General features: G+C 73.7%; 18 protein-coding genes. 8 read left to right on the top strand and 10 right to left on the bottom strand.

The features are described 5' to 3' along the window. Positions 1 to 190 precede the first annotated feature (190 nt). The 3 genes from ACY34I_RS23835 (at position 191) to ACY34I_RS23825 (ending at position 6,101) form a co-directional block, all read left to right on the top strand. The gene (locus ACY34I_RS23835) at positions 191 to 919 is read left to right on the top strand and encodes a hypothetical protein (RefSeq protein ID WP_462757270.1); all 729 of its coding nucleotides are present in this window, start codon (positions 191 to 193) and stop codon (positions 917 to 919) included. Continuing rightward, entirely contained in the window at positions 916 to 2,148 is a 1,233-nt protein-coding gene (locus ACY34I_RS23830; RefSeq protein WP_462757269.1) for an FAD-binding protein, read from the top strand. Before ACY34I_RS23835 ends, ACY34I_RS23830 begins: the two co-directional genes overlap by 4 nt. A gap of 377 nt (positions 2,149 to 2,525) precedes the next feature. After that, the gene (locus ACY34I_RS23825; protein WP_462757291.1) at positions 2,526 to 6,101 is read left to right on the top strand and encodes a S8 family serine peptidase; all 3,576 of its coding nucleotides are present in this window, start codon (positions 2,526 to 2,528) and stop codon (positions 6,099 to 6,101) included. A gap of 178 nt (positions 6,102 to 6,279) precedes the next feature. Here ACY34I_RS23825 and ACY34I_RS23820 read toward each other — a convergent pair whose 3' ends face one another. The 3 genes from ACY34I_RS23820 to ACY34I_RS23810 form a co-directional block, all read right to left on the bottom strand. Next, complete coding sequence (locus tag ACY34I_RS23820) at positions 6,280 to 7,428, bottom strand: site-2 protease family protein (protein WP_462757268.1); 1,149 nt, start codon at positions 7,426 to 7,428, stop codon at positions 6,280 to 6,282. 197 nt (positions 7,429 to 7,625) lie between these two features. Then, the gene (locus ACY34I_RS23815; RefSeq protein WP_462757267.1) at positions 7,626 to 8,477 is read right to left on the bottom strand and encodes an alpha/beta hydrolase; all 852 of its coding nucleotides are present in this window, start codon (positions 8,475 to 8,477) and stop codon (positions 7,626 to 7,628) included. Positions 8,478 to 8,533: 56 nt separating this feature from the next. Then, positions 8,534 to 9,205 carry a TetR/AcrR family transcriptional regulator gene (locus ACY34I_RS23810; RefSeq protein WP_462757266.1) on the bottom strand — a complete coding sequence of 224 codons (672 nt, stop codon included), beginning with the start codon at positions 9,203 to 9,205 and terminating at the stop codon, positions 8,534 to 8,536. Between the two features lie 163 nt (positions 9,206 to 9,368). Here ACY34I_RS23810 and ACY34I_RS23805 point away from each other — a divergent pair, with 163 nt between their 5' ends. From ACY34I_RS23805 to ACY34I_RS23785, 5 genes are all read left to right on the top strand, one after another. Further along, positions 9,369 to 10,826: an MFS transporter gene (locus ACY34I_RS23805; RefSeq protein WP_462757265.1), complete on the top strand. Its 1,458-nt coding sequence runs from the start codon at positions 9,369 to 9,371 to the stop codon at positions 10,824 to 10,826. A gap of 88 nt (positions 10,827 to 10,914) precedes the next feature. Next, positions 10,915 to 11,838: an ABC transporter ATP-binding protein gene (locus ACY34I_RS23800; RefSeq protein WP_462757264.1), complete on the top strand. Its 924-nt coding sequence runs from the start codon at positions 10,915 to 10,917 to the stop codon at positions 11,836 to 11,838. A 1-nt stretch (position 11,839) separates the two neighbouring features. After that, a complete protein-coding gene (locus ACY34I_RS23795; protein ID WP_462757263.1) occupies positions 11,840 to 12,649 on the top strand; it encodes an ABC transporter permease in 810 nt (269 codons plus the stop codon). Positions 12,650 to 12,679: 30 nt separating this feature from the next. Beyond that, positions 12,680 to 13,810: a sensor histidine kinase gene (locus ACY34I_RS23790; RefSeq protein WP_462757262.1), complete on the top strand. Its 1,131-nt coding sequence runs from the start codon at positions 12,680 to 12,682 to the stop codon at positions 13,808 to 13,810. A 47-nt stretch (positions 13,811 to 13,857) separates the two neighbouring features. Beyond that, the gene (locus ACY34I_RS23785) at positions 13,858 to 14,481 is read left to right on the top strand and encodes a response regulator (RefSeq protein WP_462757261.1); all 624 of its coding nucleotides are present in this window, start codon (positions 13,858 to 13,860) and stop codon (positions 14,479 to 14,481) included. Between the two features lie 6 nt (positions 14,482 to 14,487). Here the strand turns inward: ACY34I_RS23785 and ACY34I_RS23780 are convergent, their stop codons facing one another. The 7 genes from ACY34I_RS23780 to ACY34I_RS23750 all read right to left on the bottom strand — a co-directional run bounded on the left by ACY34I_RS23780 (position 14,488) and on the right by ACY34I_RS23750 (position 23,103). Continuing rightward, entirely contained in the window at positions 14,488 to 15,411 is a 924-nt protein-coding gene (locus tag ACY34I_RS23780) for a L,D-transpeptidase (RefSeq protein WP_462757260.1), read from the bottom strand. 98 nt (positions 15,412 to 15,509) lie between these two features. Then, positions 15,510 to 16,955, bottom strand: coding sequence for an alpha-amylase (locus ACY34I_RS23775; RefSeq protein ID WP_462757259.1), 1,446 nt, complete (start codon positions 16,953 to 16,955; stop codon positions 15,510 to 15,512). A gap of 436 nt (positions 16,956 to 17,391) precedes the next feature. Further along, the gene (gene serS / locus ACY34I_RS23770; protein WP_148794468.1) at positions 17,392 to 18,678 is read right to left on the bottom strand and encodes a serine--tRNA ligase; all 1,287 of its coding nucleotides are present in this window, start codon (positions 18,676 to 18,678) and stop codon (positions 17,392 to 17,394) included. Between the two features lie 531 nt (positions 18,679 to 19,209). Then, complete coding sequence (locus ACY34I_RS23765; RefSeq protein WP_462757290.1) at positions 19,210 to 20,298, bottom strand: DNA polymerase III subunit beta family protein; 1,089 nt, start codon at positions 20,296 to 20,298, stop codon at positions 19,210 to 19,212. 54 nt (positions 20,299 to 20,352) lie between these two features. Continuing rightward, positions 20,353 to 21,528 (bottom strand): saccharopine dehydrogenase family protein, encoded by a 1,176-nt coding sequence (locus ACY34I_RS23760; protein ID WP_462757258.1) that lies wholly within the window; start codon positions 21,526 to 21,528, stop codon positions 20,353 to 20,355. Positions 21,529 to 21,559: 31 nt separating this feature from the next. After that, on the bottom strand, positions 21,560 to 22,711 hold the full coding sequence (locus tag ACY34I_RS23755; protein WP_462757257.1) for an alcohol dehydrogenase catalytic domain-containing protein: 1,152 nt from the start codon (positions 22,709 to 22,711) through the stop codon (positions 21,560 to 21,562). After that, entirely contained in the window at positions 22,708 to 23,103 is a 396-nt protein-coding gene (locus tag ACY34I_RS23750; protein ID WP_462757289.1) for an SRPBCC family protein, read from the bottom strand. The genes ACY34I_RS23755 and ACY34I_RS23750 overlap by 4 nt, the downstream gene beginning before the upstream one ends. Positions 23,104 to 23,413: the final 310 nt, after the last annotated feature.

Below are 23,413 nucleotides of genomic sequence, written 5' to 3'. Positions count from 1 at the left end.
TTGCCCGCCGCTAGATGGTCGCCCTCGGCGGGCGGGCCCTCGATCGGGTCGAGCACGGCGGTCGCCGCGGCGGGTCGGGTCGCGGTAGCTGCTCATCCCCACCGCATTCCCCGTCGGTGGCGGGCCAACCGTGCCTTGACAGGTGGGCGGAAAATGCACCCGGACGACGGTGTCGGATCGGGGGTACGAGATGGAACTGCATCGCGGCCGGGGGACACTGCCGCTGGCCGTCGCCTGCGTGCTGGGCGGGGTGACGGTGCTCGCCCTCGCCGGCGAGGGTTCGGTGCTGCGGGTGCTGGCGGCCCTCGGGGCCGTGGTGCTCGGCGGCGTGGTGCTGGTCGGCGCCGTGCGGCCGTTCCGCTTCCTGATCGGGCCGGCGGGGATCGAGGTGCGCCGCCCGGGGCTGCGCGGGGCGTACCGGTGGGAGCAGTTCGAGGCGCTCGCCCTCGACGACGCCGGCCGGCTGGTCGCGGTGCCCGCGGCGGGGCTGGGCCTGCGGACCACCGCGCGGCACCCGCGCGACGGGCGGGCCGCCGTCGAACTCCTCGATCTGCGCCAGATCCGGGAGAGCCCGGACGATGTGGCGGCGGCGCTGAGCCGGTACTCCGGCGGCCGCTTCACCGACGCGCGTACGCCGGTGGCCGCCCGGCTCGCCGGGGCGGAGATCGACTTCACCGTCGCGTTGCGCGGCTACTTCACGGCGCAGGTCGACCAGTTGGTGCACCGCGCCCAGGACGCGCTGGCCCGGGGCGGCCCGGCCGAGCGGCGGGCCGCTCGCGCGGAGATCGAGCAGGCCCGGGCGGCCGGTATCCCGGTCGGGCTGCGCGGTTACGACGTCGGCCAGGTCGACGCGGCGCTCGACGCGCTCTGCGCCGCCCTCACCGCGGAGCCCACCACCGATCGAGAGACCACCACGTGACCGGCGCCGGCCGCAACTGGGCGGGCAACGTCCGGTACGCCGCCCGGGCCCGCCATCGGCCCTCCACTCTGGACGAGCTGCGCCGGCTGGTGGCGGGGGCGGACCGGGTCCGGGCGGTGGGCACCGGGCACTCGTTCAACCGGCTGGGCGACACCAGGGGAGAGCTGGTCTCGGTGGCCGGGCTGCCGCCCACCGTCGTGCTGGACCGCGACCGCGGCACGGTCACCGTCGCCGCCGGCCTGTGTTACGGCGACGTCGCCACCCGCCTGCACGCCGAGGGGTACGCGCTGGCCAACCTCGCCTCGCTGCCGCACATCTCGGTGGCCGGTGCGGTCGCCACCGCCACCCACGGGTCGGGTGCCGCCCACGGCAACCTGGCCACCGCCGTGGCCGCCCTGGAGTTGGTCACCGCCGACGGCGACCTGCTCACCGTGGACCGTGCCGACCCGCGCTTCGCCGGCATGGTGGTCAACCTCGGCGCGCTGGGCGTGGTCACCCGGGTCACCCTCGACGTGGTGCCCACCTTCGACGTCCGGCAGTACGTCCGGCTTGGCCTGCCCCGCGCGGCGCTCGGCGCCGCCTGCGACGCCGCGTACAGCGTGAGCGTCTTCACCGGCTGGCGCTCGCCCCGGCTGGACCAGGTGTGGCTCAAGCAGCGGGCCGAGGCGCCGCCGCCCCCGGCGGACTGGCTGGACACCGTCGCCGCCGGCGCGCCCTGCCACCCCGTGCCCGGCATGCCGGCTGAGCACTGCACCGCCCAGCTCGGCGCGCCCGGGCCGTGGCACGAACGGCTGCCGCACTTCCGGCTCGGCTTCACCCCGAGCAGCGGCGACGAGCTCCAGTCGGAGTGGCACCTGGCGCGCGCCTCAGCCGCCGCGGCGCTCGCCGCGCTCGACCCGGCCGCCGCGCGGATCGCCGCGGTGCTCCAGGTCTGTGAGCTGCGTACCATCGCCGCCGACGGGTTGTGGCTCAGCCCCAACCACGACCGGGACAGCCTGGCGCTCCACTTCACCTGGATCGGCGACCCGGCGCAGGTGACTCCGGTGGTGGCCGAGGTGGAGGAGCGGCTGGTCCCCTTCGCCCCGCGCCCGCACTGGGGCAAGCTCTTCGCCCGGAACCCGGCCGCGACGTACCCCCGCTGTGACGACTTCCGTGCCCTGATGGCCGACCTCGACCCGGCCGGGAAGTTCCGGACCGACGAGCTGGACCGCCACTTTCCCCGCGGATAGGCGGTGGCAAGACCCGCCGCGGTGGGCGTGCGGGCCGCCACCTTCGCGCTTCTACAGCACATCTTCGACACCGTCGAGCTTGCCTGCCGGGGCGTGTCCAGTTGGTGACATGTCGCCTCTGTGGCACCTGGCACCTAGTGACCACCATCCCTGTCGGCTATCAGACTCCGGTGGTGTCAACAGTGGTTGCCAGCTTCGCTGAGCAGAGGAGTAGCACGATGAACCGGCTCTTACGCTGGACGGCCATGGCGTTGGTCGGCGTCCTGGCGGTGGGCGTTCCCGCCGAGGCAGCGCCACCGCCCCCCGCAGAAGCTAGCGGAGCCGGGGCGAGCGCTAGCCCGTCCCGCGTCACCCTTATAACGGGCGACGTGGTGGAGATGGTCGAGGCGTCGCCCGGCAGGTACGCCGCCTCGGTCCGGCCGGCGCCGGGCCGCGAAGGGATCACCTTCCACACCCTGGAAGTCGACGGCGGCCTGCGCGTACTGCCCAGCGACGTCGTGCCGTACGTGTCCACCGGCGTTCTCGACGGCGACCTGTTCGACGTACAGGAGCTCATCGAGCAGGGCTTCGGCGACGACGCGGCGCCGAACCTGCCACTGATCATTCGCTACCGGGATACCGGCGAGCAGACGATAGCCGGGGCACGGCGTGTCTCCAGGCTGGACAGCATCGGCGCCGCTGCGGTCGTCGAGGACAAGGCGGCGCTGACCGGGTTCTGGCAGGCAGCAGCCGGCGGCAGCCCGAGCGTCCGTTCCCTCGGCGGGGACACGCCGCAGCTGGGGTCCGGCATCGCGCAGATCTGGCTCGACGGGCGGGTGAAGCCGACGCTGGACCGTAGCGTGGCGCAGATCGGCGCTCCGGCAGCGTGGGCGTCGGGGTACGACGGCGACGGTGTCACGGTGGCGGTACTGGACACCGGCATCGACGCGACACACCCCGACTTCGTTGGAAAGATCAGCGCGACGAAGAACTTCTCCAACAGCGCCACGACCGCTGACAAGTTCGGACACGGCACGCACGTTGCCAGCACGATCGCCGGCACCGGTGCCGCCTCGGACGGCCGACGCAAGGGCGTCGCACCCGGGGCGAACCTGCTCATCGGCAAGGTGCTGAACGACAGTGGCTCCGGCTCCGAGTCGTGGATCATCGCCGGAATGGAGTGGGCGGTCAGTTCCGGAGCCGACGTGGTCAACATGAGCCTCGGCGGAGATGCTACCGATGGCACCGATCCGTTGAGCGAGGCGGTCAACCGGCTCACCGCGAGCAGCGGCACCCTCTTCGTCGTCTCGGCTGGTAACGAGGGGGAAGAGTCGACCGTAGGCAACCCGGGTGCGGCCGATGCTGCGCTCACTGTCGGTGCGGTGGACCGCGACGAGAGCCTCGCGAGTTTCTCCAGTAGGGGTCCGCGGTTGGGTGACTATGCCGTGAAGCCGGAAATCACCGCACCGGGTGTCGGGATCATCGCGGCGCGGGCCGCCGGTACCGCGATGGGAACGCCGCTCGACGCGTACTACACCGCAGCGTCCGGCACGTCCATGGCTGCGCCGCACGTGGCCGGCGCGGCGGCGATCCTCGCCCAGCGCCACCCCGACTGGAACGCCGCGCAACTCAAGGACGCGCTGGTGAGCACGGCCCGCACCAATCCTGCCCTGACCGTGCACCAGCAGGGCGCCGGCCGGGTCGACGTGGCGCGGGCGACTGCCCAGCAGGTGCACGCGACCGGAGTGCTCAACTTCGGGGTGCATACCGACACCACGCCGGCCGAGGCGCCGATCACCCGGCAGGTCTCCGTCACCAATACTGGGGACAGCGCGGTGACGCTGTCGCTCGCCGCACGCCTGGAGAACCTCGACTCTCACGCCACGGACCAGGACGCTGTCACGCTCGGCGCCGACCAGATCGTCGTGCCCGCAGGCACGAGCCGGCAGGTGCCGGTCACAATCGACCCAGCCAAGCTGACCCGTGGGCGGCACGGCGGTTGGCTCACGGCCAACGGCGCTGGCGGGGTGCTGACCACCACCGCCCTGGGGGTGACCCTTGATGGGCCCAAGCACACCGTGACCCTGCGCGGGGTGGACCGCAGCGGCGCGGACACGAGCGTGCCCGTGGTCGCCCTGCACGGCGCCGACCGCCGCTCGGACATGGTGAAGTGGATTCAGAAGGGCAAGCCCCTGACCGTCGAGGTCGAGGAGGGCAACTATCTGCTGCACGGCCTGATCTCGGACGGTGGGCCACTTGACTCACAGGCCACCCTGATCACCGATCCGCAGCTGAAGGTCACCCGCGACATCGAGCTGGTCATCGACGCCCGCAAGGGGACCCCGATCACCATCAAGACCCCGAAACCCGCCGAGCAGCAGGCGGTGCTGAGCTACTACGTACACCGCACCTTCGGCAACGGCCGGAGCATCAGCCACGGGGTTATGCATTTTAGCACCGTGCAGCAGGTCAACGTGACGCCCACCGACCAAGTCACCGACGGTGACTACGAATTTGCCTCCCGATGGCAACTCGTCGCGCCCATGGTGAGCGCCCACGTGTCCGGCGTGTCCGGGCCGCTGGACATCAACCTGCTGCACCGTTCACCGGCCTTCGACGGTGTACGCAACTTCCCGCTGGTCTGGGCCGGCACCGGCACCGACGCCGACCTGGCCGCAGCTGACGTACGCGGAGCCGCGGTGCTCATGGACAGTGCGCAGGGCCGTTCCGAGAGCGCCCAGGTGGCTGCCGCGGCAGCGGCCGGAGCCGCAGCCGCACTGATCGTGCGGCCGGCCACCTCTTCCGCTTGGACGGTGTGGCGGCCGATCGCCACCCGGGAGCCGATCCCGGCGATGGTGATCGCCAACGACGACGGCCAGCGCCTGAAGGCCGCCGCCACGACGGGAAAGCCGATGCTCAGCCTCACCCTCACGGTGTCCAGTCCGTACCTGTACGACGTGTTCCATGTCGAGCGGGGCCGGATCCCGTCGCAGGTCGTCCACCAGGTGACCGCAGAGAATTCGGCACGGATCATCACCAGGTACGCCAACACCGGCGGGGATGAGTGGGCCAAGGAGCAGCGCTTCGGCTGGCGCCCCTGGCAGACGTACTCGTGGAACGACACCCAGCGCATGGTGCGCACGGGCGGGGAGCGCGAGGAGTGGGTTTCCGCCGGTGACTCGGTGTGGCAGCACCGGGTGGCGCATTACTACACGTGGGATGAGACGAATCCGCTCGGCGTCGGGATGCGGGACGCGCCGCGCAGCTACCAGGGCGACACCCGTACCCGCGAGGACTGGTTCACCCCAGTGGTGCGTCCGGCGGCGCCCCGCGGTGTCGCGGGACTGGTGTCGACCCGCCGTGGCGACATCCTGGCCCTGCGGGTACCGGAATTCGTCGACGCCGCCGGCCACTACACGCTCGCGGGCGGCGGCGGTGAGCGCGATCTGGTGTCGGCACGACTGTTGCGTGACGGCGCCGTGCTCGCCGAATTGCCCGATGCGCGGCGGGATGTGCCGACGGTGGCCGGCGACGCCTCGTACCGGCTGGAATTGACCACCCAGCGGGAGTCCAAAGAGTGGCAGTGGGCGACGCGCACGCAGACGGCGTGGGACTTCCGGTCCGGGCACCCGGACGCTGACCCGGAGAAGCCGCAGCCACTGCCGCTGCTGCAACTCGACTACTCCATTCCCGCCGACCTGGCCGGAACGGTGCCCGGGGACCACCCGCACACCATCGGTATCACGCTGCGCAACCAGGACGGGTTGGCGGCTCCGGCCGGGGGCAGCGTCGGGGTTGAGGTGTCGTTCGACGAAGGGGCGACGTGGCGCTCGGTGAAGGTGGCGGGCGAGGACGGCGCCTTCCACGCGGTCGTGCCGTCGGGCAGCGGCACGGTCTCGCTGCGGGTGCATGGCACCGATGCCGATGGGAACGAGGTCACCCAGACGATCCTGCGAGCGTACGGCCTGCGCTGACCGCGGGTTGATCAGGGCGTCCGGCACGTCGACTCGTCGGCGCCCTGATCAACCACCATCTGCTCGGCCACTCTCCCGGGATCCCGCCACCGCTTCGGTCCACGCGAATTGGCCCGACCCGACGAGCTCGCCTTCGCGGCGGCCGGGTCAGATCCATGAACCGGTTGGCGGCAGCCGCTCAGCCACCGCGCCCGCCGGTCATCTGCTGGCGCATGCCGCCGCGCTGCACCGCCCGGCTGATGTCGCTCGGCGAGACGATGCCGACCAGCCGCTGGTCGGTCACCACCAGCGCCCGGCCGTCGGCGCACTCACTGAGCCGGGGGAGCAGGTCGGTGAGCTGCTCGTCCGGGGAGGCGAGCACCAGTTCGCCGGCCCGGCAGGACACCTCGGCCAGCGTGGTCGAGCCGCGCTGGTCGGCCGGGATGCCGCGGACCCGGTCGAGGGTGACCAGGCCGATGGGGCGTCCGCCGTCCTCGGTCAGCGGCAGCGCCGAGTGCCGGTACGCGAAGAGGTGGTGGTCCACGAAGTCGGCGACGGTCATGTCCTTGGAGGCGGTCTGCGGCTGCGGGGTCATCACGTCGGCGACGCGTACCCCGCGCAGGGCGCTGCCCATCCGGGCCTGGCGCTCCTCCGCGCCCGCCGCCCCGATCAGGAACCAGCCGATCAGCGCCAGCCAGAGTCCGCCCACCCCGGCGCCCCTGAAGAACTGCCAGATCCCGACGGCGATCAGCACGATGCCGAGCCCCCAGCCGGCCCGGGCGGCCACCACCGACGCCTTCGTCCGGTCGCCGGTGGCCCGCCACACCACCGCGCGCAGCAACCGCCCGCCGTCCAGTGGCGCGGCCGGGAGCACGTTGAAGATCGCCAGCAGCACGTTGATGCCGGCCAGCCAGGACAGCGCGCCGACCAGCAGGCCGCGCCCGGTGGCGAGCGAGGCGAGCAGCGCGATCACGCCGAAGAAGATGCCGATCAGCAGGCTGACCAGCGGCCCGATCCCGGCGATCCGCAACTCGGCCCCCGGGTCCCGCGCCTCTCCCTTCAGCTCGGACACCCCGCCGAAGAGCCAGAGCGTGATGCTCCCGACCTCGATGCCGTTGCGTTTGGCGATGATCGAGTGGGCCACCTCGTGCGCGAGCAGGCCGAGGAAGAAGACCACCGCCGCGGCCAGCCCCGCCACCACGTACGCGAAGGTCGAATGGCCGGGATAGCTGCGCGGGAACAGACTGGCCGACAGCGCCCAGGCGATCAGCACGAAGATGACCAGGACGCTCCAGTTGACCCCGATCGGTACGCCCGCGATCCGGCCAAGCCGGAAGCTCGCCCTCATGCCCCGCTCATACCCGTGACGAGGGTTCCTATGCCAGAGGCGGAAAGGTCACTGCGTTCCCGGCGGTTCCGGCTGCGGTGACGGGGCCCGCCCAGCCTGGACGCGGTGTGGGTGGGCACCGACCCGAGGCTGCCGGCCCGTCCGGCCCGATTCATGGTCGTCTGAGGTGTGCTTGGCCTGAACGCCCGGCTCACCGGTCACTGCCGCGGTGGGGCCTCGCTGACCACCGTCGGCGAGAACTGGTTGGCCGCCTCGACGGCCCACTCCAGCGCGTAGTCGGCCTCCTCCTCCCAGCCCGGCTCGCCGCCGACGAAGTGCGACCGGTGGGGGTTGCAGCGGAACCCGGTGAGCGCGGTCGAGCCCCGGTAGAGGTTGACGTTGGCGACGACCACCGACGGTGGCACCACGTGGTCGGCGCCCCCGGCCGTCAGCAGCAGCGGGGGGCGGTTCTCCCGCCTCTTGTCCACCTCGGTGACCGCGTCCGGGTCCAGGTTGGCGAACGCCGCCTCGAACAGGACGCGGCCGGCGCCGGGTACGGCGTACCGCTCCCAGGCCCGGTCCGACTCCTCGGGGCTCAGCGTGTTGCCGAAGGCGAACCGGAAGTCCTCCCTGGTGAACGGCACCGCGCGGTTTCGGTTCGCGGGGCTGCGCAGGATGGAGAACGCGGAGCGCAGCGTGTTGAGCGGCAGCCGGAGCACGCCCTTGACCGGGGCGGAGTGCAGGGCGACCCCGGCGGCGCCGAGCTTGCGGTCGAGCAGGAGTTGGGTGATCAGGCCGCCGAACGAGTGCCCCATGATGATCGGCGGTCGGGGCTGGTCCCGGACGATCCGGGCGTAGTGGTCGGTGATGTCGGCGATCCGCTGACCGGCGATCGGGGCGGGGTCGGCCCGCAGCTCCTCGACCTCGCCCTCCATGCCGGGCCACGCCGGCGTCAGCACCCGGAAGCCGTGGGCTCGGTACCGGTCGGCCCAGTGCTCCCAGCTGCGCGCGGTCATCCAGAGCCCGTGGATCAGCACGATCGTGTCGACCCGTCCCGTCGGTGCCGCCATGGTGACCTCCCGGTGTCGCGGTTGCCCGGCCCGGCGGTTACCCGGCCCGGCGGCCGTCAGTCACCGGTCCGGACATGCCCGGCGACGCCGCGGATCAGCAGGTCCAGGCCGAAGGCGAAGCGCTCGTCGCCGCCGCCGGCCAGCAGGTCGTCCACGTGTCGTCGGATGTTCGGGTACGACTCCGCCGGCAGGCTCAGGTAGTAGCTCCGCAACTGGGCGGAGAATCGGCTCCAGTAGGTCGCCTGGTCCTCCCCGGACGCGCGGATCTTCTCCGCGTACAGGGCGCCCTCGTAGGCGTCTCCGGCGATGTACAGGAAGAGCCGGTCGAGGAACCAGGCGGCCTGCGGGGGCGGCACGCCGCCGGCGAGCAGGATGGCGAGCATGCCCTCGGTGACGCGCAGCGCGTTCGGGCCGCTGGGGATGGTGGCCAGCGAGGCCAGTGCCAGGTTGGTGTGCGTGGCGTAGACCCGGTACGCCTGCCAGGCCACGTCCCGGATCTGCTCCGCCCACCGCTGCGGATCCGGCTCGGGTACGGAGATCTCCGCGCTGGCCCGGTCGACGAGCAGTTCGAGCAGCTCCTCCTTGCCGGAGACGTGGGCGTAGAGGGAGGCCGGGCCGGTGCCCAGCTCCTGGGCCACCCGCCGCATGCTCAGCCCGCCCAGCCCTTCCCGGTTGATCACCGCGAGGGCGGCGTCGACGACAGCGGCCTGGCTCAGCGGCTGTTTCACGGCCCGGGTCCTGGGCCGGGTACGCCAGGGCGGGCTGGGTGGTTCGCTCACGGATGACCTCCGGATCCGGGGTGGCCCGAACATCGTACTTGCTGCGAACGACGTTCGTTGATAGAACACTGTTCGTCAACGAACAGTGTTCGCTCATGCTCGGGAGTATTCGATGTCAGACCTAGCCACCACGCTCGCGCCGGACCGCGCCGGACCGGCGGAGACCGGTCACCGCTGGCGCTGGGCCGCCCTCGCGGTGATCCTCGCCGCCGAGGTGATGGACCTCCTCGACGCCCTCGTCACCAACCTCGCCGGCCCGGCGATCCGCGCCGACCTGGGCGGATCGACGAGCCTGATCCAGTGGCTCGGCGCCGGCTACACCCTGGCCATGGCCGTCGGCCTGGTCACCGGCGGCCGCCTGGGCGACCTGTACGGCCGCCGCCGGATGTTCCTGCTCGGCGTGCTCGGCTTCACCGCCGCCTCCGCGCTGTGCGCCCTCTCGGGCACGCCGGGCACCCTGATCGCCGCCCGGGTCGCGCAGGGGCTCTTCGGCGCGCTGCTGCTGCCGCAGGGCCTCGGCCTGATCAGGGAGATGTTCCCGCCGCACCAGCTGGCCGCCGCCTTCGGCGCGTTCGGCCCGGTGATGGGCATCTCCGCGGTCGGCGGCCCGATCCTCGCCGGCTGGCTGGTGGACGCCGACCTCGCCGGCACCGGCTGGCGGGCCATCTTCCTGATCAACGTGCCGCTCGGCCTGCTCGCCGCCGCCGGCGCGCTGCGGTTCCTGCCGGAGTCCCGGGCCAACCACGCGAGCCGGCTCGACCTGCCCGGCGTCGGGCTGGTCTCGCTCGCCGCGTTCCTGCTGGTCTACCCGCTGGTGCAGGGAAGGGAGCGCGGCTGGCCGGCGTGGACCTTCGCGATGATGGCCGGCGCGGTCGCCGTCTTCGTCCTCTTCGCCCGCTACGAGGTGCGGCGCGAGCGGTCCGGCCGGGATCCGCTGGTGGTGCCGTCGCTGTTCCACCGCCGCGCGTTCACCGGCGGCCTCGTCGCCGGCCTCGCCTTCTTCACCGCGCTGACCGGCTTCTCGCTGGTCTTCAGCCTCTATCTCCAGGTCGGGCTGGGCTGGTCGCCGCTGCGCGCCGGGTTGGCCGGCGTCCCCCAGGCGCTCGGCATGGTGGTCGCCTTCGTGCTCGCCGGTGCCGGCCTCGCGCAGCGCCTGGGCCGGCGGTTGATCCACATCGGTCTCGCCGTGGTGATCGCGGGGGTCGGCGGCCTGCTGCTCACCCTGGCCTCGGCCGGCGGCACGGTCGGCCCGTGGCGGATGGCGCCCGCCCTGCTGGCCGTCGGCTTCGGCATGGGGCTGGTGATGGCGCCGTTCTTCGACATCGTGCTCTCCGGCGTGGCGGAGTCGGAGAGCGGCTCGGCCTCGGGGACGCTCACCGCCGTCCAGCAGCTCGGTGGGGCGCTCGGCGTCGCCGTGCTGGGCACCGTCTTCTTCAGCGGCCTCGACCACGGCGTCCAGCCGGCCGTGCAGATCACCCTGGGCGCGGAGCTGGGCCTGCTGGTGATCACCTTCGTCGGCGCGTTCCTGCTGCCGCGCCGGGCTCGCGAGGGGGCCGGTGCCGCACACTGACCGGCGTCCACGGCCCTGACAAATGTCACGGGTGGAAGGTGACGCACGCTCCGGGGACGGCCCGGCCGTTCCCCGGAGTATCAGTGTCATGACCGACATCCCACCGGCCGTCGAGCTGGCCGGACTCACCAAGACCTTCGGCCCGGTGACCGCCGTCGACGGGCTCAGCCTCCGCATCGAGCCGGGCGAGGTGGTGGCCTTCCTCGGCCCCAACGGCGCCGGCAAGACCACCACCGTGGACATGCTGCTCGGGCTGGCCCGCCCGGACGCCGGCAGCGTCCGGGTCTTCGGCGGCACCCCGGCCGACGCCGTCCGGCTCGGCCGGGTCGCCGCCGTGATGCAGACCGGCGGCCTGCTCAAGGACCTCACCGTCGCCGAGACGGTACGGATGACCGCGCACTTCCATGCGCAGCCGCGTCCGGTCGCGGAGGTGCTGGAGCGGGCCGGCATCGCCGACATCGCCGACCGCCCGGTGGGCAAGTGCTCCGGCGGCCAGCAGCAGCGGCTGCGCTTCGCCCTGGCGCTGCTGCCGGATCCCGACCTGATGGTGCTGGACGAGCCCACCACCGGGATGGACGTCGAGGGGCGGCGGGACTTCTGGCAGGCCATCCGGGCCGACGCCCGGAACGGGCGGACCATCATCTTCGCCACCCACTACCTCGACGAGGCCGACGCGTACGCGGACCGGATCGTGCTGGTCCGGCAGGGCCGGGTGGTCGCCGACGGCACCACCGCCGAGATCAAGAACCTGGCCGCCGGCCGGATCGTCCGGGCAACCCTCCCCGGCGCCGACCAGGCCGCGCTCGCCGCGCTGCCCGGCGTCCAGGCGGTCGAGGTACGCGGCGACGCGGTGCTGGTCCGCACCGATGACTCCGACCAGGTCGCCCGGCACCTGCTCACCCGCACCGCCGCGCGGGACCTCGAGATCACCTCCCGCAACCTCGAGGACGCGTTCCTCGCCCTCACCACCGACGCCCTGACCGCCGAACCCACGCAGCCCATCGGAGTCTGAGATGACCGTCGCCACCTCCTCCTCCACCACCACGTCGCCCGCCCGCCCGGTCGACCGGCGCCCGCCCGCCCTGGGCGGGTTCTCCACCGCGGTGCTCGGCATCGAGATCCGCCGCGTGCTGCGCAACCGCCGGACGCTGATGTTCACCCTGATCATGCCGGCGGTCTTCTTCCTCCTCTTCGGACTGCCGCAGCGCGGCCAGGACCTGCCCAACGGCCAACCGGTCACCGCCTGGATCATGATCAGCCTCGCCGTGTACGCGGCCATGGTCGCCACCACCAGCGCCGGCGCCGCGGTCGCCACCGAGCGGGCCCTCGGCTGGAGCCGCCAGCTCCGGCTCACCCCGCTGCGCCCGGCCGCGTACGTGGCGACGAAGGTGGCCACCGCGATGGTGCTCGGCCTGCTCGGCGTGCTGGTCGAGTTCGCCGTCGGCGCCGCCGCCGGGGTCCGCATCCCGGCCGACGTCTGGCTGCTCGCCGGGCTGGCCGCCTGGCTCGGCTCGCTGGTCTTCGCCGCCTTCGGCCTGTTCGTCGGCTACCTGGCCCCGGCCGAGAACGTCATGCAGTTCATGGGCCCGATCCTGGCCATCCTGGCCATGTTCGGCGGGCTGTTCGTGCCGCTGGAGATGCTGCCGCACGCCTTCCAGCAGATCGCCAAGTTCACCCCGGTGTACGGCGTCGGCCAGCTCGCCCGGGCCCCGCTCACCGGGGACGGGCTGGACTGGGTGGCGTTGGGCAACCTGGCCGCCTGGACGGTGGTGTTCGGGCTGGGCGCGGCGCGGCTGTTCCGCCGCGACACCACCCGCGTCTGACCCCGCACGGCGGAGGCTAGCGTGTTCCGGGTGAGCACTCCGCCCGACCCGCACCGGCCGGTGCGCCGCCACTGGCGGTTCACCGGCTGGCTGCTGGCCGCGGTCTGGCTCTTCTTCCTCAACATTCCGCTGCTCACCGCCCTGCACCAGCCCGAGGTCTGGCGGCGGGTGGTGGGGGCGACGACGCTGGTCGGGTTCGGTGTCTGCTACGTCTGGGTCTTCCAGTGGGCCCGGGCCTGCCGGATCGCCGCCCGGCCCGTCCCACTTGTCCGGGCGTGGGTGGCCCTGGCCGCGCTGGTCGGGCTCGGGCTGGCCGGCATCCCGGGCACCGACGGCGACTGGCTGACCACCCTGGTCTTCGTGGCCGCGGCGGCGGTGTTCCTGCTGCCGAACCGGCAGGCGTTCGTCGTGGTGGCGCTGGCCGCGGTGACCCCGCCGGTCACGGCCGCGCTGGTGCCCGGCTGGGAGGCGGAGGGCACCGTGGTCTTCGCGGTGCTGCTCGCCTCGTTCGCCATGTTCGGCGTGACCCGGCTGACCCAGCGCAACGCCGAACTCCAAGCGGCCCAGCAGGAGATCCACCGGCTCGCGGTGGCCGAGGAACGGGCCCGTACCGCCCGCGACCTGCACGACATCCTCGGCCACTCGCTGACCGTGGTGGCGGTCAAGGCGGAGCTGGCCGGGCGGCTGCTGGAGCTGGATCCGGCCCGGGCGGCCACCGAGATCGCCGACGTGGAGCGGCTGGCCCGGCAGGCCCTCGCGGACGTGCGGGGCACCGTCGGGGCGTACCGCGGGGTGAGCCTGACGACGGAGCTGGCCGGTGCCCGCTCGGCGCTCGCCGCCGCGGGCATCGTCGCCGCGCTGCCGGAGACGGTGCCGTCGCTGCCGCCGGAGCGGGACGAACTGTTCGGCTGGACCGTACGCGAGGGCGTGACCAACGTGGTCCGGCACAGCGGCGCGCGACGCTGCGAGATCCGGGTGAGCCCGGCGGCGGTGGAGGTCCGCGACGACGGCCGGGGGCCGGTCGGGGAGCCGGGCGCGGCGGGCCACGGGCTGGTCGGGCTGCGGGAGCGGGCGGGGCGGCTGGACGCCACCGTCACCGTCGGCCGCCCTCCCGACAGTCGAGGCTTCCTGCTGCGCGTCGCCCTGCCGGCGGAGCGCTGAGCGGCGTGGCGAGCGGGGCGGCCGGCCCCGGGAACGGAGGAGGCGCGGTGAACGAGCCGATCAGGCTGCTGCTCGCCGACGACCAGGCGCTGGTCCGCGGCGCGCTGGCCGCGTTGCTGTCGTTGGAGCCGGACCTGACGGTCGTCGCCGAGGTGGGCCGGGGCGACGAGGTGGTCCCGGAGGCCGGGCGTACCCGACCCGATGTGGCGCTGCTCGACGTGGAGATGCCCGGCCTGGACGGGATCGCCGCCACCACCGCCCTGCGGGCGGCGGTGCCCGGCTGCCGGGTGCTGGTGGTGACCACCTTCGGTCGGCCCGGCTACCTGCGGCGGGCGATGGAGGCGGGCGCGAACGGCTTCGTGGTCAAGGACACTCCGGCCCGGCAGCTCGCCGACGCGGTGCGCCGGGTGCACGCCGGCCTGCGGGTGGTCGACCCGACGCTGGCCGCGGAGACCCTCGCCACCGGGCGGAGCCCGCTGACCGAGCGGGAGACCGAGGTGCTGCGGACCGCCCGGGGCGGCGGCACGGTGGCCGAACTGGCGGCGACGCTGCACCTGTCCGAGGGCACGGTACGCAACCACCTCTCGGCGGCGATCGGCAAGACCGGGGCCCGCAACCGGGCCGACGCCGTGCGGGTCGCCGAGGAGAACGGCTGGCTGCTCGGCGAGTGAGCCGGCTCAGGCGGCCGGTGGCGGGGTGGCGAGCTGGTCGACCACCACGACGCTGGTGCCGGCGGGCAGCTCGGCGAGGAGCTGGCGCTGCCCGCTGCGGGTCAACCGGATGCAGCCGTTGGTGACGTCCTTGCCGAGCGTCGCGTCGGTGTACCAGCTGTGCAGTCCGATGTGGGCGCCGCGCAGCCCGGTCGGCACGGCGTCCGGGTCGTCGGGGATCGCGCCGAGGGCGAAGATGTCGACGCCGCCGTAGACCGTCTGGGGCGGGGGCGTGCGGCCGAGGATGAAGGTGCGGCCGAGCGGGGTGGACTGGCCAGGCTTGCCGAGGCTGACCGCCCAGGAGCGGACCACGCGGCCGTTGCGGTACCAGGTGAGCCGGTGCCTGCGGCGTTCCACCACGAGCTGGTCGGGCAGCGCGACCGTGGTCCAGCCGCCGGCCGGCAGCCAGGCGATCCGGCGGTTCGCCGAGGGGAGCAGGACGGCGGTCCAGCCGACCCGGCGCTCGACGATCGGCATGGTCAGCGCGACCCCGCTGATGGTGGGGGCGAGGAAGGCGCGCGGCCGGCCACCAGGTGCGTCGTACGCGGCGACGCGCCGGGTCGGCGTCAGCCCCTCGGTGAGCGGCCGGGTGTCGCCCGTACCGGGATCGGCGGGGAACCCGCCGGGCGCCGGGGCGTACGTGACCACCGGCAGGTCGTCCGGGGCGGGCGCCGCGGGCGGCACCGACTCGGCCGCCGCCGGGCGCGGGGCGGGCGGCTCCGCCGGGGCGCCGACCGACGCGGTGCCGGCCGGCGCGCCGACCGGCGTGGGGGCCGGGCCGCCGGTGAGCGCGTGCCCGACCAGCAGGGCGGTCACCAGCAGCAGCGGTACGCCGAGCGCGGCGAGCAGCCAGCCGAGGGTCCAGCGCGAGGCGAGGCGGCGAAGCAGCATGATCCCGACTTTAGTGGACAGAAGCCCCCCGCTCCCTGATTGGCGGGTGCGGGGGCCTCCGGTGCGGCGCAGTCGGAGCCGCGGTCGTACGTTGCCGGTCAGGACAGCTTCGCCCCGATGTGGATGGCGACCGCGTCGTGGGCGGGGATGTTGGCGGCGAACCAGCCGTTGCCGTCCACCGTGATCACCGGCCCGCTGCACGAGCCGTTGCTGAAGTCGCCGTGGATGACGTCGCAGTAGCGGCCGGCGGGCAGGCCCGCGTAGTACGAGCGGCCGGTGATGGCGAAGTCCTCGTCGTTGATGGTGAGGTAGCCCTTGCCGGCCCGGCTGAACGCGATGTGCTGCCAGCCGTTGTCGTACCAGTTGGCGACGCCGGCGCCCTGGGTGGCGTTGTTGAACGCGACCATGTTGGCAATCACCCGCCAGCGGTGCTCGCACTCCCAGCCGGAGTAGCAGGTGGTGTTCAACGTCTTGTTGTTGGCGTCCGACGGCGGGCCCTGGTCCCGGTTGCTGTAGGTGTAGCTCGACATCACCGCCGGGGTGCCGTACGGCCAGGCCAGCATGAAGGCGTTGGCCAGGGCGTACTCGCCGCGGTCCCGGTAGGTCAGCACCCCGCCGTCGCGCTGGGTGTCGTGGTTGTCGGTGAAGACCACCGCCTGGCTGCCCGGCAGGTAGCCCCAGGACTCGCCGAAGGTCTGCAGGTACGCCAGCCGCTCGCTGTTGAACATCCGGGCCAGGTCCTTGCCGTACCGGAACTCGTGCACGTCGCCGTTGCCGGTGTACTCGGTCGGCTGGATCGGCTCGCCGGCGCCGTAGATGACCTCCTGCACGAGGTAGGCCGAGCGGGAGAGCTTGCCCTTGATCGCGGCGATGTCGGCGGCCGGCATGTGCTTGCTGGCGTCCAGCCGGAACCCGTCCACCCCGAGCGAGAGCAGGTCGTTCAGGTACGTGGCGAGCCGGGTGCGCACGTAGTCCGACTCGGTCTTGAGATCGGCCAGGTTGACCAGCTCGCAGTTCTGCACCTCGTACCGGTCGTGGTAGTTGACGATGTCGTTGTTGCCGTTGCGGCCGCAGTAGTGGAAGTCCTGCGCGCCGTAGGTGCCCGGGTAGCTGTAGTGGCCGTACGTGGTGCCGGCCCAGCCGGTGCCGCCGTTGTCCTGGCCGGACATGTGGTTGACGACGGTGTCCACGAGCACCTTGACTCCGGCGTTGTGGCAGGTGTTCACCATCGCCTGGAACTCGGCGCGGGTGCCCTTGCGGGACTCGATCCGGTAACTCACCGGCTGGTAGGCGACCCACCACTGGTTGCCCCTGACGTGTTCCTGCGGCGGGGATACCTGGACGTAGCCGTAGCCCTTGGGGCCGAGCACGGTGGTGCACTCCGTGGCCACCGAGTTCCAGTTCCACTCGAAGAGCTGGACGATGACCTTTTTGCTGCCGGGGGTGGCCGCGGCGGCCGGGGGTGTGGCCAGGCCGGTCGGGACGAGCAGGCCGGCGACCAGGCCGAGGGCGAGTACCGCCGAGCGGCATCGGCGTCGATGCATCGGGACTCCTGGAGGGGCGCGGGGAGGAGGCCGATGCCGCCTTCTTGCAGGCTCGGCCTGAAATTTTCGGAAGGTTACAAGCGCGCTGCAGGAGATGTCAACGAATGCAAATACGTCGTTGCGAATGGCGCTACCCGTCACGGCGGGCCACAAGCCGTCGTGGGCTACCGCCGCCCGGAGGTGGGGGCCTGTGCGTGCTGCCGGGCGTTTGATCGACTCCGGGTACGGGATGTAGCTGTATCGGCGGGCGTCCGATACCGCCGTTTACGCGACATGGAGTCGATCATCCGAGGCCCCGTGGCCGTCCGTGCCCGGACCATGTCCAAGTCGGGGTTGGTCGGTGAAGGCCGAGCAGCAGCGCCCTGGTCGGCCTGCTGCCGCTCGGGCGCAGGCGGCGGCGGAGGTCGACGGACCCCCGCCGCCGGCCGTCAGCGGGTCAGCGGACCGGGGTGAGGCGGTCGGTGCCGAGCCGGTCGCGGAGCACCTCGGGCACGAGCACCGAGCCGTCGGCCTGCTGGAACTGCTCCAGGATGGCCGGGAAGAGCCGGCTGGTGGCCAGCGCCGAGCCGTTGAGCGTGTGCACGAAGCGGGTCTGCTTGCCGCCCGGCTCCCGATAGCGGATGGCCGCCCGGCGGGCCTGGTAGTCGCCGGCCCAGGAGACCGAGGAGACCTCCTTGTACTTGCCGGTGCTCGGCATCCAGACCTCGATGTCGAGGGTCTTCCGCATCGAGGCGCTGGCGTCGCCGGCCGCGAGCAGGCTGGTCTGGTAGTGCAGGCCCAGCCCCTCGACCAGGCTCTCCACGTGGGCGACCATCTCGGCCAGCGCGGTGTCCGCCTGCTCGGGCAGGGTGAACTGGAAGATCTCCACCTTGTTGAACTGGTGGCCGCGGACCGTGCCGCGCTCGTCGGAGTGCGAGCCGGCGGCCTCCCGGCGGTAGCACGGGGTGTAGGCGAACGCCTTCAGCGGCAGCTTCGCGGTCTCCAGGATCTCGTCCTGGAACGCGCCGAGGATCGCCGTCTCGGCCGTGGGCAGCAGGAACTGGCCGCGCGGGGCGGACTGCCGGTCCAGGTGGTAGACGTCGTCGTAGAACTTGGGGAACTGGCCGGCGGCAAAGCCGGCGCTGTCCAGCAGCAGGTGCGGCGGGAGCAGGAACTCGTACCCGGCCTGGATGTCCTGGTCGATCAGCCAGTTGAGCAGCGCCCACTCCAGTCGGGCGCCCATGCCGGTGTACATCCAGAAGCCGGAGCCGCCGAGCTTCACGCCGCGCTCGTGGTCGACCAGGCCCAGCGCGCGGGACAGCTCGACGTGGTCGCGGACCTTCTCGATCGCCGGCGGCTCGCCGAACGTCCGGACGACCCGGTTGGCCTCCTTGCCGCCGGAGACGACGTCGTCGGCGGGCAGGTTGGGCAGCTCGCTCATCCGCTCGCGCAGCCGGGACTGCACCTCGTCCAGCTGGGACTCCAGCTCGGCGAGCTGCTTGCGCTCGGCCTCCGGCGCGACCGGCTCCGGCTCCTTGCCGGCCCGCTTCGCCTGCGCGTACGCCCGCGCCTCCGCCTTGCGGCGCTGCCGCTCGGCGTCGATCTCGCTGATCAGGGCGCGGCGTTCCTGGTCGAGCCGCTGGATCTCGTCCAGCGCCCGGTTGACCTCGGCGGGATCCAGACGCTTCGCCAGCGCGGTCGCCACCGCCTCGCGATCCTTCCGGATCAACTCCATGTCGAGCATGCTGCTCCGTACGCCTCCGTCCAGGCAGTCAGGTGGGACTCCCAGATGCTACCGTCGCGGCCCCCTGCGGCCGGCCCGGGCCGGGCGGGGCCGGCCGGGACGGATCGGGCGCGGCCGGCGCGGGACGGGCCGGGCGGGGCCGCCGCGGCGCCGGTGCATGGCGGACGGCCATTGGTGACGGTAGGTGATCCCGGTGCTTTCCGGCCGGCGAGGTGACGGTGCGTGACAGGTGCCGACCACCCGGAGGAGCCGATCGGGCCGCCCCCACTTCCTTATGCCGCTTGACCTGGTCATCCTCGGGGAGACGCAACCTGCCCCGACACACCCCTCCCGCCCCTTTGCTCTGCAGCCATGGACGCAGCGGCAACGCTGGGTGCCTGCTGCGCCGGTGGCTGCAGAGCAAAGGCGGGAGCGAGGGTGGCCTGCTGGCCGGTGCGGGAGTGACTCAGGGTGACCGGCGCCGTCCGCCGTCCGCCGTCCGCCGTCTGCTGTCCGCCGTCCGCGGTCCGTCGTCCGCCGCCGGCGGGTGGGTCAGAGGCGGATCGGCATGAGGATGGAGAAGGCGTCCGCGTCGTCCGGACGGCGTACGGCCAGCGGGGCGATCGGGCCGTCCAGCTCCAGCACGAGCTGACCGCGGTCCCCGGCGTCGAGCGCGTCGAGCAGGTACTCCCGGTTCACCCCGACCCGTACCGTGTCCGGGTCCGCCACCTCGGCCGCCTCGGCCGGCCGGACGACGCGCAGCCCGCCCCGGCCGTCCACACCGAGCACGGTCACCTCGACGGGCACCCCGGCGTACTCGCGGAGCAGCAGCGGGGCGTCCTCGGCGGTGAGCGCGCCGCGCAGCGCGACCACGTCGACCGGGATGCGGTACGCCGGCACGCCGCCGACGTGGCCGTGCAGCAGCCGGCGGTAGTCCGGGAAGTCGTACGGCAGCGCCACGGCGGCCACCGCCTGGCCGGCGACCGAGACCTCGACCCGGTCCGGGGCGACGGTCAGGTGCGCCTCCGGGGTGACCCCGGCCCCGGTGTCGAGCAGACCGCGCAGTTCGTCGGCAGCGTCCGCCGGGAGCAGCGCGCGGACCTCCGGGCCGTCGACCTTTCCGGCCGCCCGGGCCACGGCCAGCCGGTGCCGGTCGGTGGCGACCAGCCGTACGCCGTCCGCCTCCACCTCCAGCAGCACGCCGGCCAGCACCGGCAGGTCCGGGTCGGTGCCGACGGCGAACCGGACGGCGTCGACGGCGGCGGCCAGGCCGGCGCGGTCAAGCACGAGACGGGTGGTCATGGGGGTCTCCTCCGGATCGATCAGGGTACGGATCCGGGAGAGCTCACGGCGGGCGTCGGCCAGGCCGTCCTCCAGCCGCCGCAGGTGCGCGTCCAGCAGCCGGTGGACCATCGCCGGCTCGTGCCGGTGCCGCAGCGCCTCGGCGATCCCGGCCAGCGGCATCCCCACCCGGCGCAGCCCGGCGACCAGCCGGGCCGGCGCGACCTGGTCGTCGGTGTACCAGCGGTAGCCGGTGGCCGGGTCGACCAGCGCCGGGACCAGCACGCCGGACCGGTCGTAGAACCGCAGCGCGCTCACCGTGAGGCCGCTGGCCCGGGCCAGCTCGCCGATGCTGCGCAGTTCGCTCTCCACGACGCCGGATCCTGGGCCCTCAACCCGCTCGAGGGTCAAGTCTCACCGCTCCAGCACACGGAAGGTGATGCCGGCGCGGGTGAGCCGGTCCAGCAGGGCGTCACCCATCGCGGTGGCCGTGGTCACCTGCCCGGCGGTGGGCGGCAGGTCGTCGAACGCCAGGCACAGGGCGGACTCGGCGAGCATCTTCGCGGTCTCGTCGTACCCGGGGTCGACGCCGGCCACCTCGGTGTGCACCGTCCGGCCGCCGCCGGTGCCGACGAACCGGACGCGGAACCAGGAGCGGGCCCGCTGCTCGGCGCTCGGCCCCTGCCCGGCGGAGAGCCGACCGAGCAGCCAGCGCCGGGTCGGCGGCAGCTTCACCAGTGCGAGCAGACCGGCCAGGCCCGCCCCGGCGACGAGGACGGTGGGCAGGCGTTTCACCGCGGCGAAGTGGCGGTAGCGGAAGTCCGGGCCGTACTCCGGGCGGGCCGCGGCCGACCGGCGGACGATCTGCGGGTCGATGGTGGGCAGCGGCACCGCCCACATGCCGATCTCCGCCGACCGGCCCACCTTTCCCGGTACGGCGCGGACCCGACGCCCCTCGGGCCGGGGCTCGACGGCCCTGCGGGCCCGCGCCGCCCGACGCGTCTCCCCGGCGCGGGAGAGCGCGGCCAGTGCCGAGTGGTACGTCCCGGCGGAGAACCGCCCGCCGGCCCGGACGAAGCCGTCCACGCTGACCGGCCCGTCGGCGGGGAGTTGCTTGACGGTGAACCAGGCGCCCAGGTCGTGCGGGACCGAGTCGAAGCCGCAGGCGTGCACCAGGCGGGCGCCGGTGCGGACCGCCTCGGCGTGGTGCCGCACGTACATCAGGTCGACGAACTCCGGCTCGCCGGTGATGTCGACGTAGTCGGTGCCGGCGGCGGCGCAGGCCGCGACCAGCGGCTCCCCGTGGTGGATGTACGGGCCGACGGTGGTGGCGACGACCCGGCCGCTCTCCGCGACCGCGCGCAGCGACGCCGGGTCGGTGACGTCGGCGGTCAGCAGCGGCAGCTCGGCCAGCGCCGGGTCGATCGCGGCCAGCCGATCCCGGACCGCGGCCAGCTTGCCCGGATTGCGGCCGGCCAGCGCCCACCGCAGCCCGGCCGGGGCGTGCCGGGCCAGGTACTCGGCGGTCAGGCCGCCGGTGAACCCGGTGGCGCCGAGCAGGACGAGGTCGTACGGCCGGTCGTCGCGCATCCGCCGAGTGTGCCACCCACCGCCGTCCGGCTCACGGGGAGAACACCGCCCGGACGCAGCCGTCGGCGCGCTCCCGGAACAGCGCGTACCCGTCCGCGGCCCGCTCCAGCGGCAGCCGGTGGGTGGCCAGGTGCTCGGTCCGCAGTTCGTCGCGGGCCATCCGGTCCAGCAGCATCGGGATCCAGCGCTGCCCGTGCTGCCGGCCGCCGCGGACGGTCAGCGCCTTCTGCATCACCGCGCCCAGTGGGAACGTGTCGACGACGCCGGTCCAGGTGCCGAGCACCACCACGGTGCCACCCTTGCGGCAGGCGTGCACCGCCTCGCGCAACGCCAGCGACCGCTCCGCGCCGCCGCCGAGCCGGCCGGCCAGCAGCCCCTGCGGCTCGGCCGCCATGCCGACCGCCTCGACGCACACGTCCGGACCCCGGCCGCCGCTGCGCTCCCGCAGTTCGGCGAGGACGTCCACGTCCCGGTAGTTGAGCGGTTCCGCGCCGACGTGGCGCTCGACCATCCGCAGCCGGTCGTCGTGGTCGTCCACCACGACGACCCGATCCGCGCCGCGCAGCAGCGCGGCCCCGGCGGTGAGCTGGCCGACCGCGCCCGCGCCCCAGACCGCCACCACATCACCGGGCCGCACCTCGCCCAGCTCGGCGCCCAGCCAGCCGGTCGGCGCGGCATCCGAGGCGAAGACCGCCCGGTCGTCGCTAACCGCCTCCGGCACGGCGAACGCGCCGACGTCGGCGTACGGCACCCGCACGTACTCGGCATGGCTGCCGGCGAAGCCGCCCAGCGGGGCCGGGTGGCCGTAGCAGCCCCCGGTGGGCTGGCCCCAGGCCGACTCGGCCGCCGACGCGCCGGTGGTGCCGTTGTCGCAGCAGGCGAAGAGTCCCTGCCGGCAGAACCAGCAGGCCCCGCAGGCGATCCCGGCGCAGACCACCACCCGGTCGGCGATCCGGTGCCGGCGCACCTCCGGCCCGACCTCGACCACCTCGCCGAGGAACTCGTGCCCGAGCACGTCCCCGGCGGCCAGGTACGGGATGCGCCCGGCCAGCAGCGGCAGGTCGGCCCCGCAGGTCGCGCTCCGGCGTACCCGGACGATCATGTCGTGGGCGTTGCGCAGCTCCGGGTCGGGGACCTCGCGTACCGCCAGCGCGTTGGCGCCCTCCCAGCAGAGCGCCCTCACCCGGGCCCCCCGGGTCGGTCCACCCGGGAGCGGTCCGCCCGGAGCACCTCGCCGGTCTCGGCCAGCTGCTTGGCCTCCCGCAGCGCCTGCCGGAGGAACCGGCCGGGATCGTCGCCGACCAGGTGGGCGGCCATCCCGCGCAGCCCCGGACCGTTGCCGAGCAGCCGGGCGGCCAGCTCGGTGCCGCGCCCGCCGGGCGCCGGGCGGGCGTACAGCTCCACGGCGCCGTAGAGCCGGCGCAGCGGCTCCGGCCACCGGCCGCGCGGCAGCACCTCCTCGGGCCGGCCGGCCACGGTCACCACCTGCCAGCGCCCGGGCCGCGGGTCCGTTCCGGCCGCCCGCGGCCAGCGGTCCCGCTGGCGTACGACCAGGGTGCGCGCGGTCCTCGCCATCGCGATCCCGCCACCGGCCAGCCGTCCCATCCGTGCCACGGGCCCCTCCCGTCGTCGCGGGTCGTCGGGCGGCCGGTCACGCGCGGCCGGCCGCCCGCGTGTCTCCAGCGTGCGGCCGGTCGGGGTGAAGCGGGTTCGCCCCGAAGGGGTGAACCGGTCCGGGCCGGGTAACCGCTGCCCGCACGGACCGGGGGAGCGGACGCGACGGGGAGGGCCGCATGCCGGAGGAGGCTGACCGCGCCGAGGTGGCCGAGACGCCGGCCGAGGTCACGGCGCCGGCCGGCCCGGGGCCGGCCGGCATGCCTCTTCC

The sequence above is a fragment of the Micromonospora sp. RTBAU3-60 genome (genome assembly GCF_054963695.1).
Note: the sequence above shows the minus strand (reverse complement) of the source record. Positions and strands in the feature narration are given on the sequence as shown.

Coding starts and splice junctions, on each gene's coding strand:
- serS (WP_148794468.1), bottom strand. CDS start 18,678: ATGCTCGACATGGAGTTGATCCGGAAGGATCGCGAGGCGGTGGCGACC.
- ACY34I_RS23780 (WP_462757260.1), bottom strand. CDS start 15,411: ATGCTGCTTCGCCGCCTCGCCTCGCGCTGGACCCTCGGCTGGCTGCTC.
- ACY34I_RS23795 (WP_462757263.1), top strand. CDS start 11,840: ATGACCGTCGCCACCTCCTCCTCCACCACCACGTCGCCCGCCCGCCCG.
- ACY34I_RS23760 (WP_462757258.1), bottom strand. CDS start 21,528: ATGCGCGACGACCGGCCGTACGACCTCGTCCTGCTCGGCGCCACCGGG.
- ACY34I_RS23825 (WP_462757291.1), top strand. CDS start 2,526: ATGGTCGAGGCGTCGCCCGGCAGGTACGCCGCCTCGGTCCGGCCGGCG.
- ACY34I_RS23820 (WP_462757268.1), bottom strand. CDS start 7,428: ATGAGGGCGAGCTTCCGGCTTGGCCGGATCGCGGGCGTACCGATCGGG.
- ACY34I_RS23835 (WP_462757270.1), top strand. CDS start 191: ATGGAACTGCATCGCGGCCGGGGGACACTGCCGCTGGCCGTCGCCTGC.
- ACY34I_RS23815 (WP_462757267.1), bottom strand. CDS start 8,477: ATGGCGGCACCGACGGGACGGGTCGACACGATCGTGCTGATCCACGGG.
- ACY34I_RS23800 (WP_462757264.1), top strand. CDS start 10,915: ATGACCGACATCCCACCGGCCGTCGAGCTGGCCGGACTCACCAAGACC.
- ACY34I_RS23775 (WP_462757259.1), bottom strand. CDS start 16,955: ATGCATCGACGCCGATGCCGCTCGGCGGTACTCGCCCTCGGCCTGGTC.
- ACY34I_RS23750 (WP_462757289.1), bottom strand. CDS start 23,103: ATGGCGAGGACCGCGCGCACCCTGGTCGTACGCCAGCGGGACCGCTGG.
- ACY34I_RS23805 (WP_462757265.1), top strand. CDS start 9,369: ATGTCAGACCTAGCCACCACGCTCGCGCCGGACCGCGCCGGACCGGCG.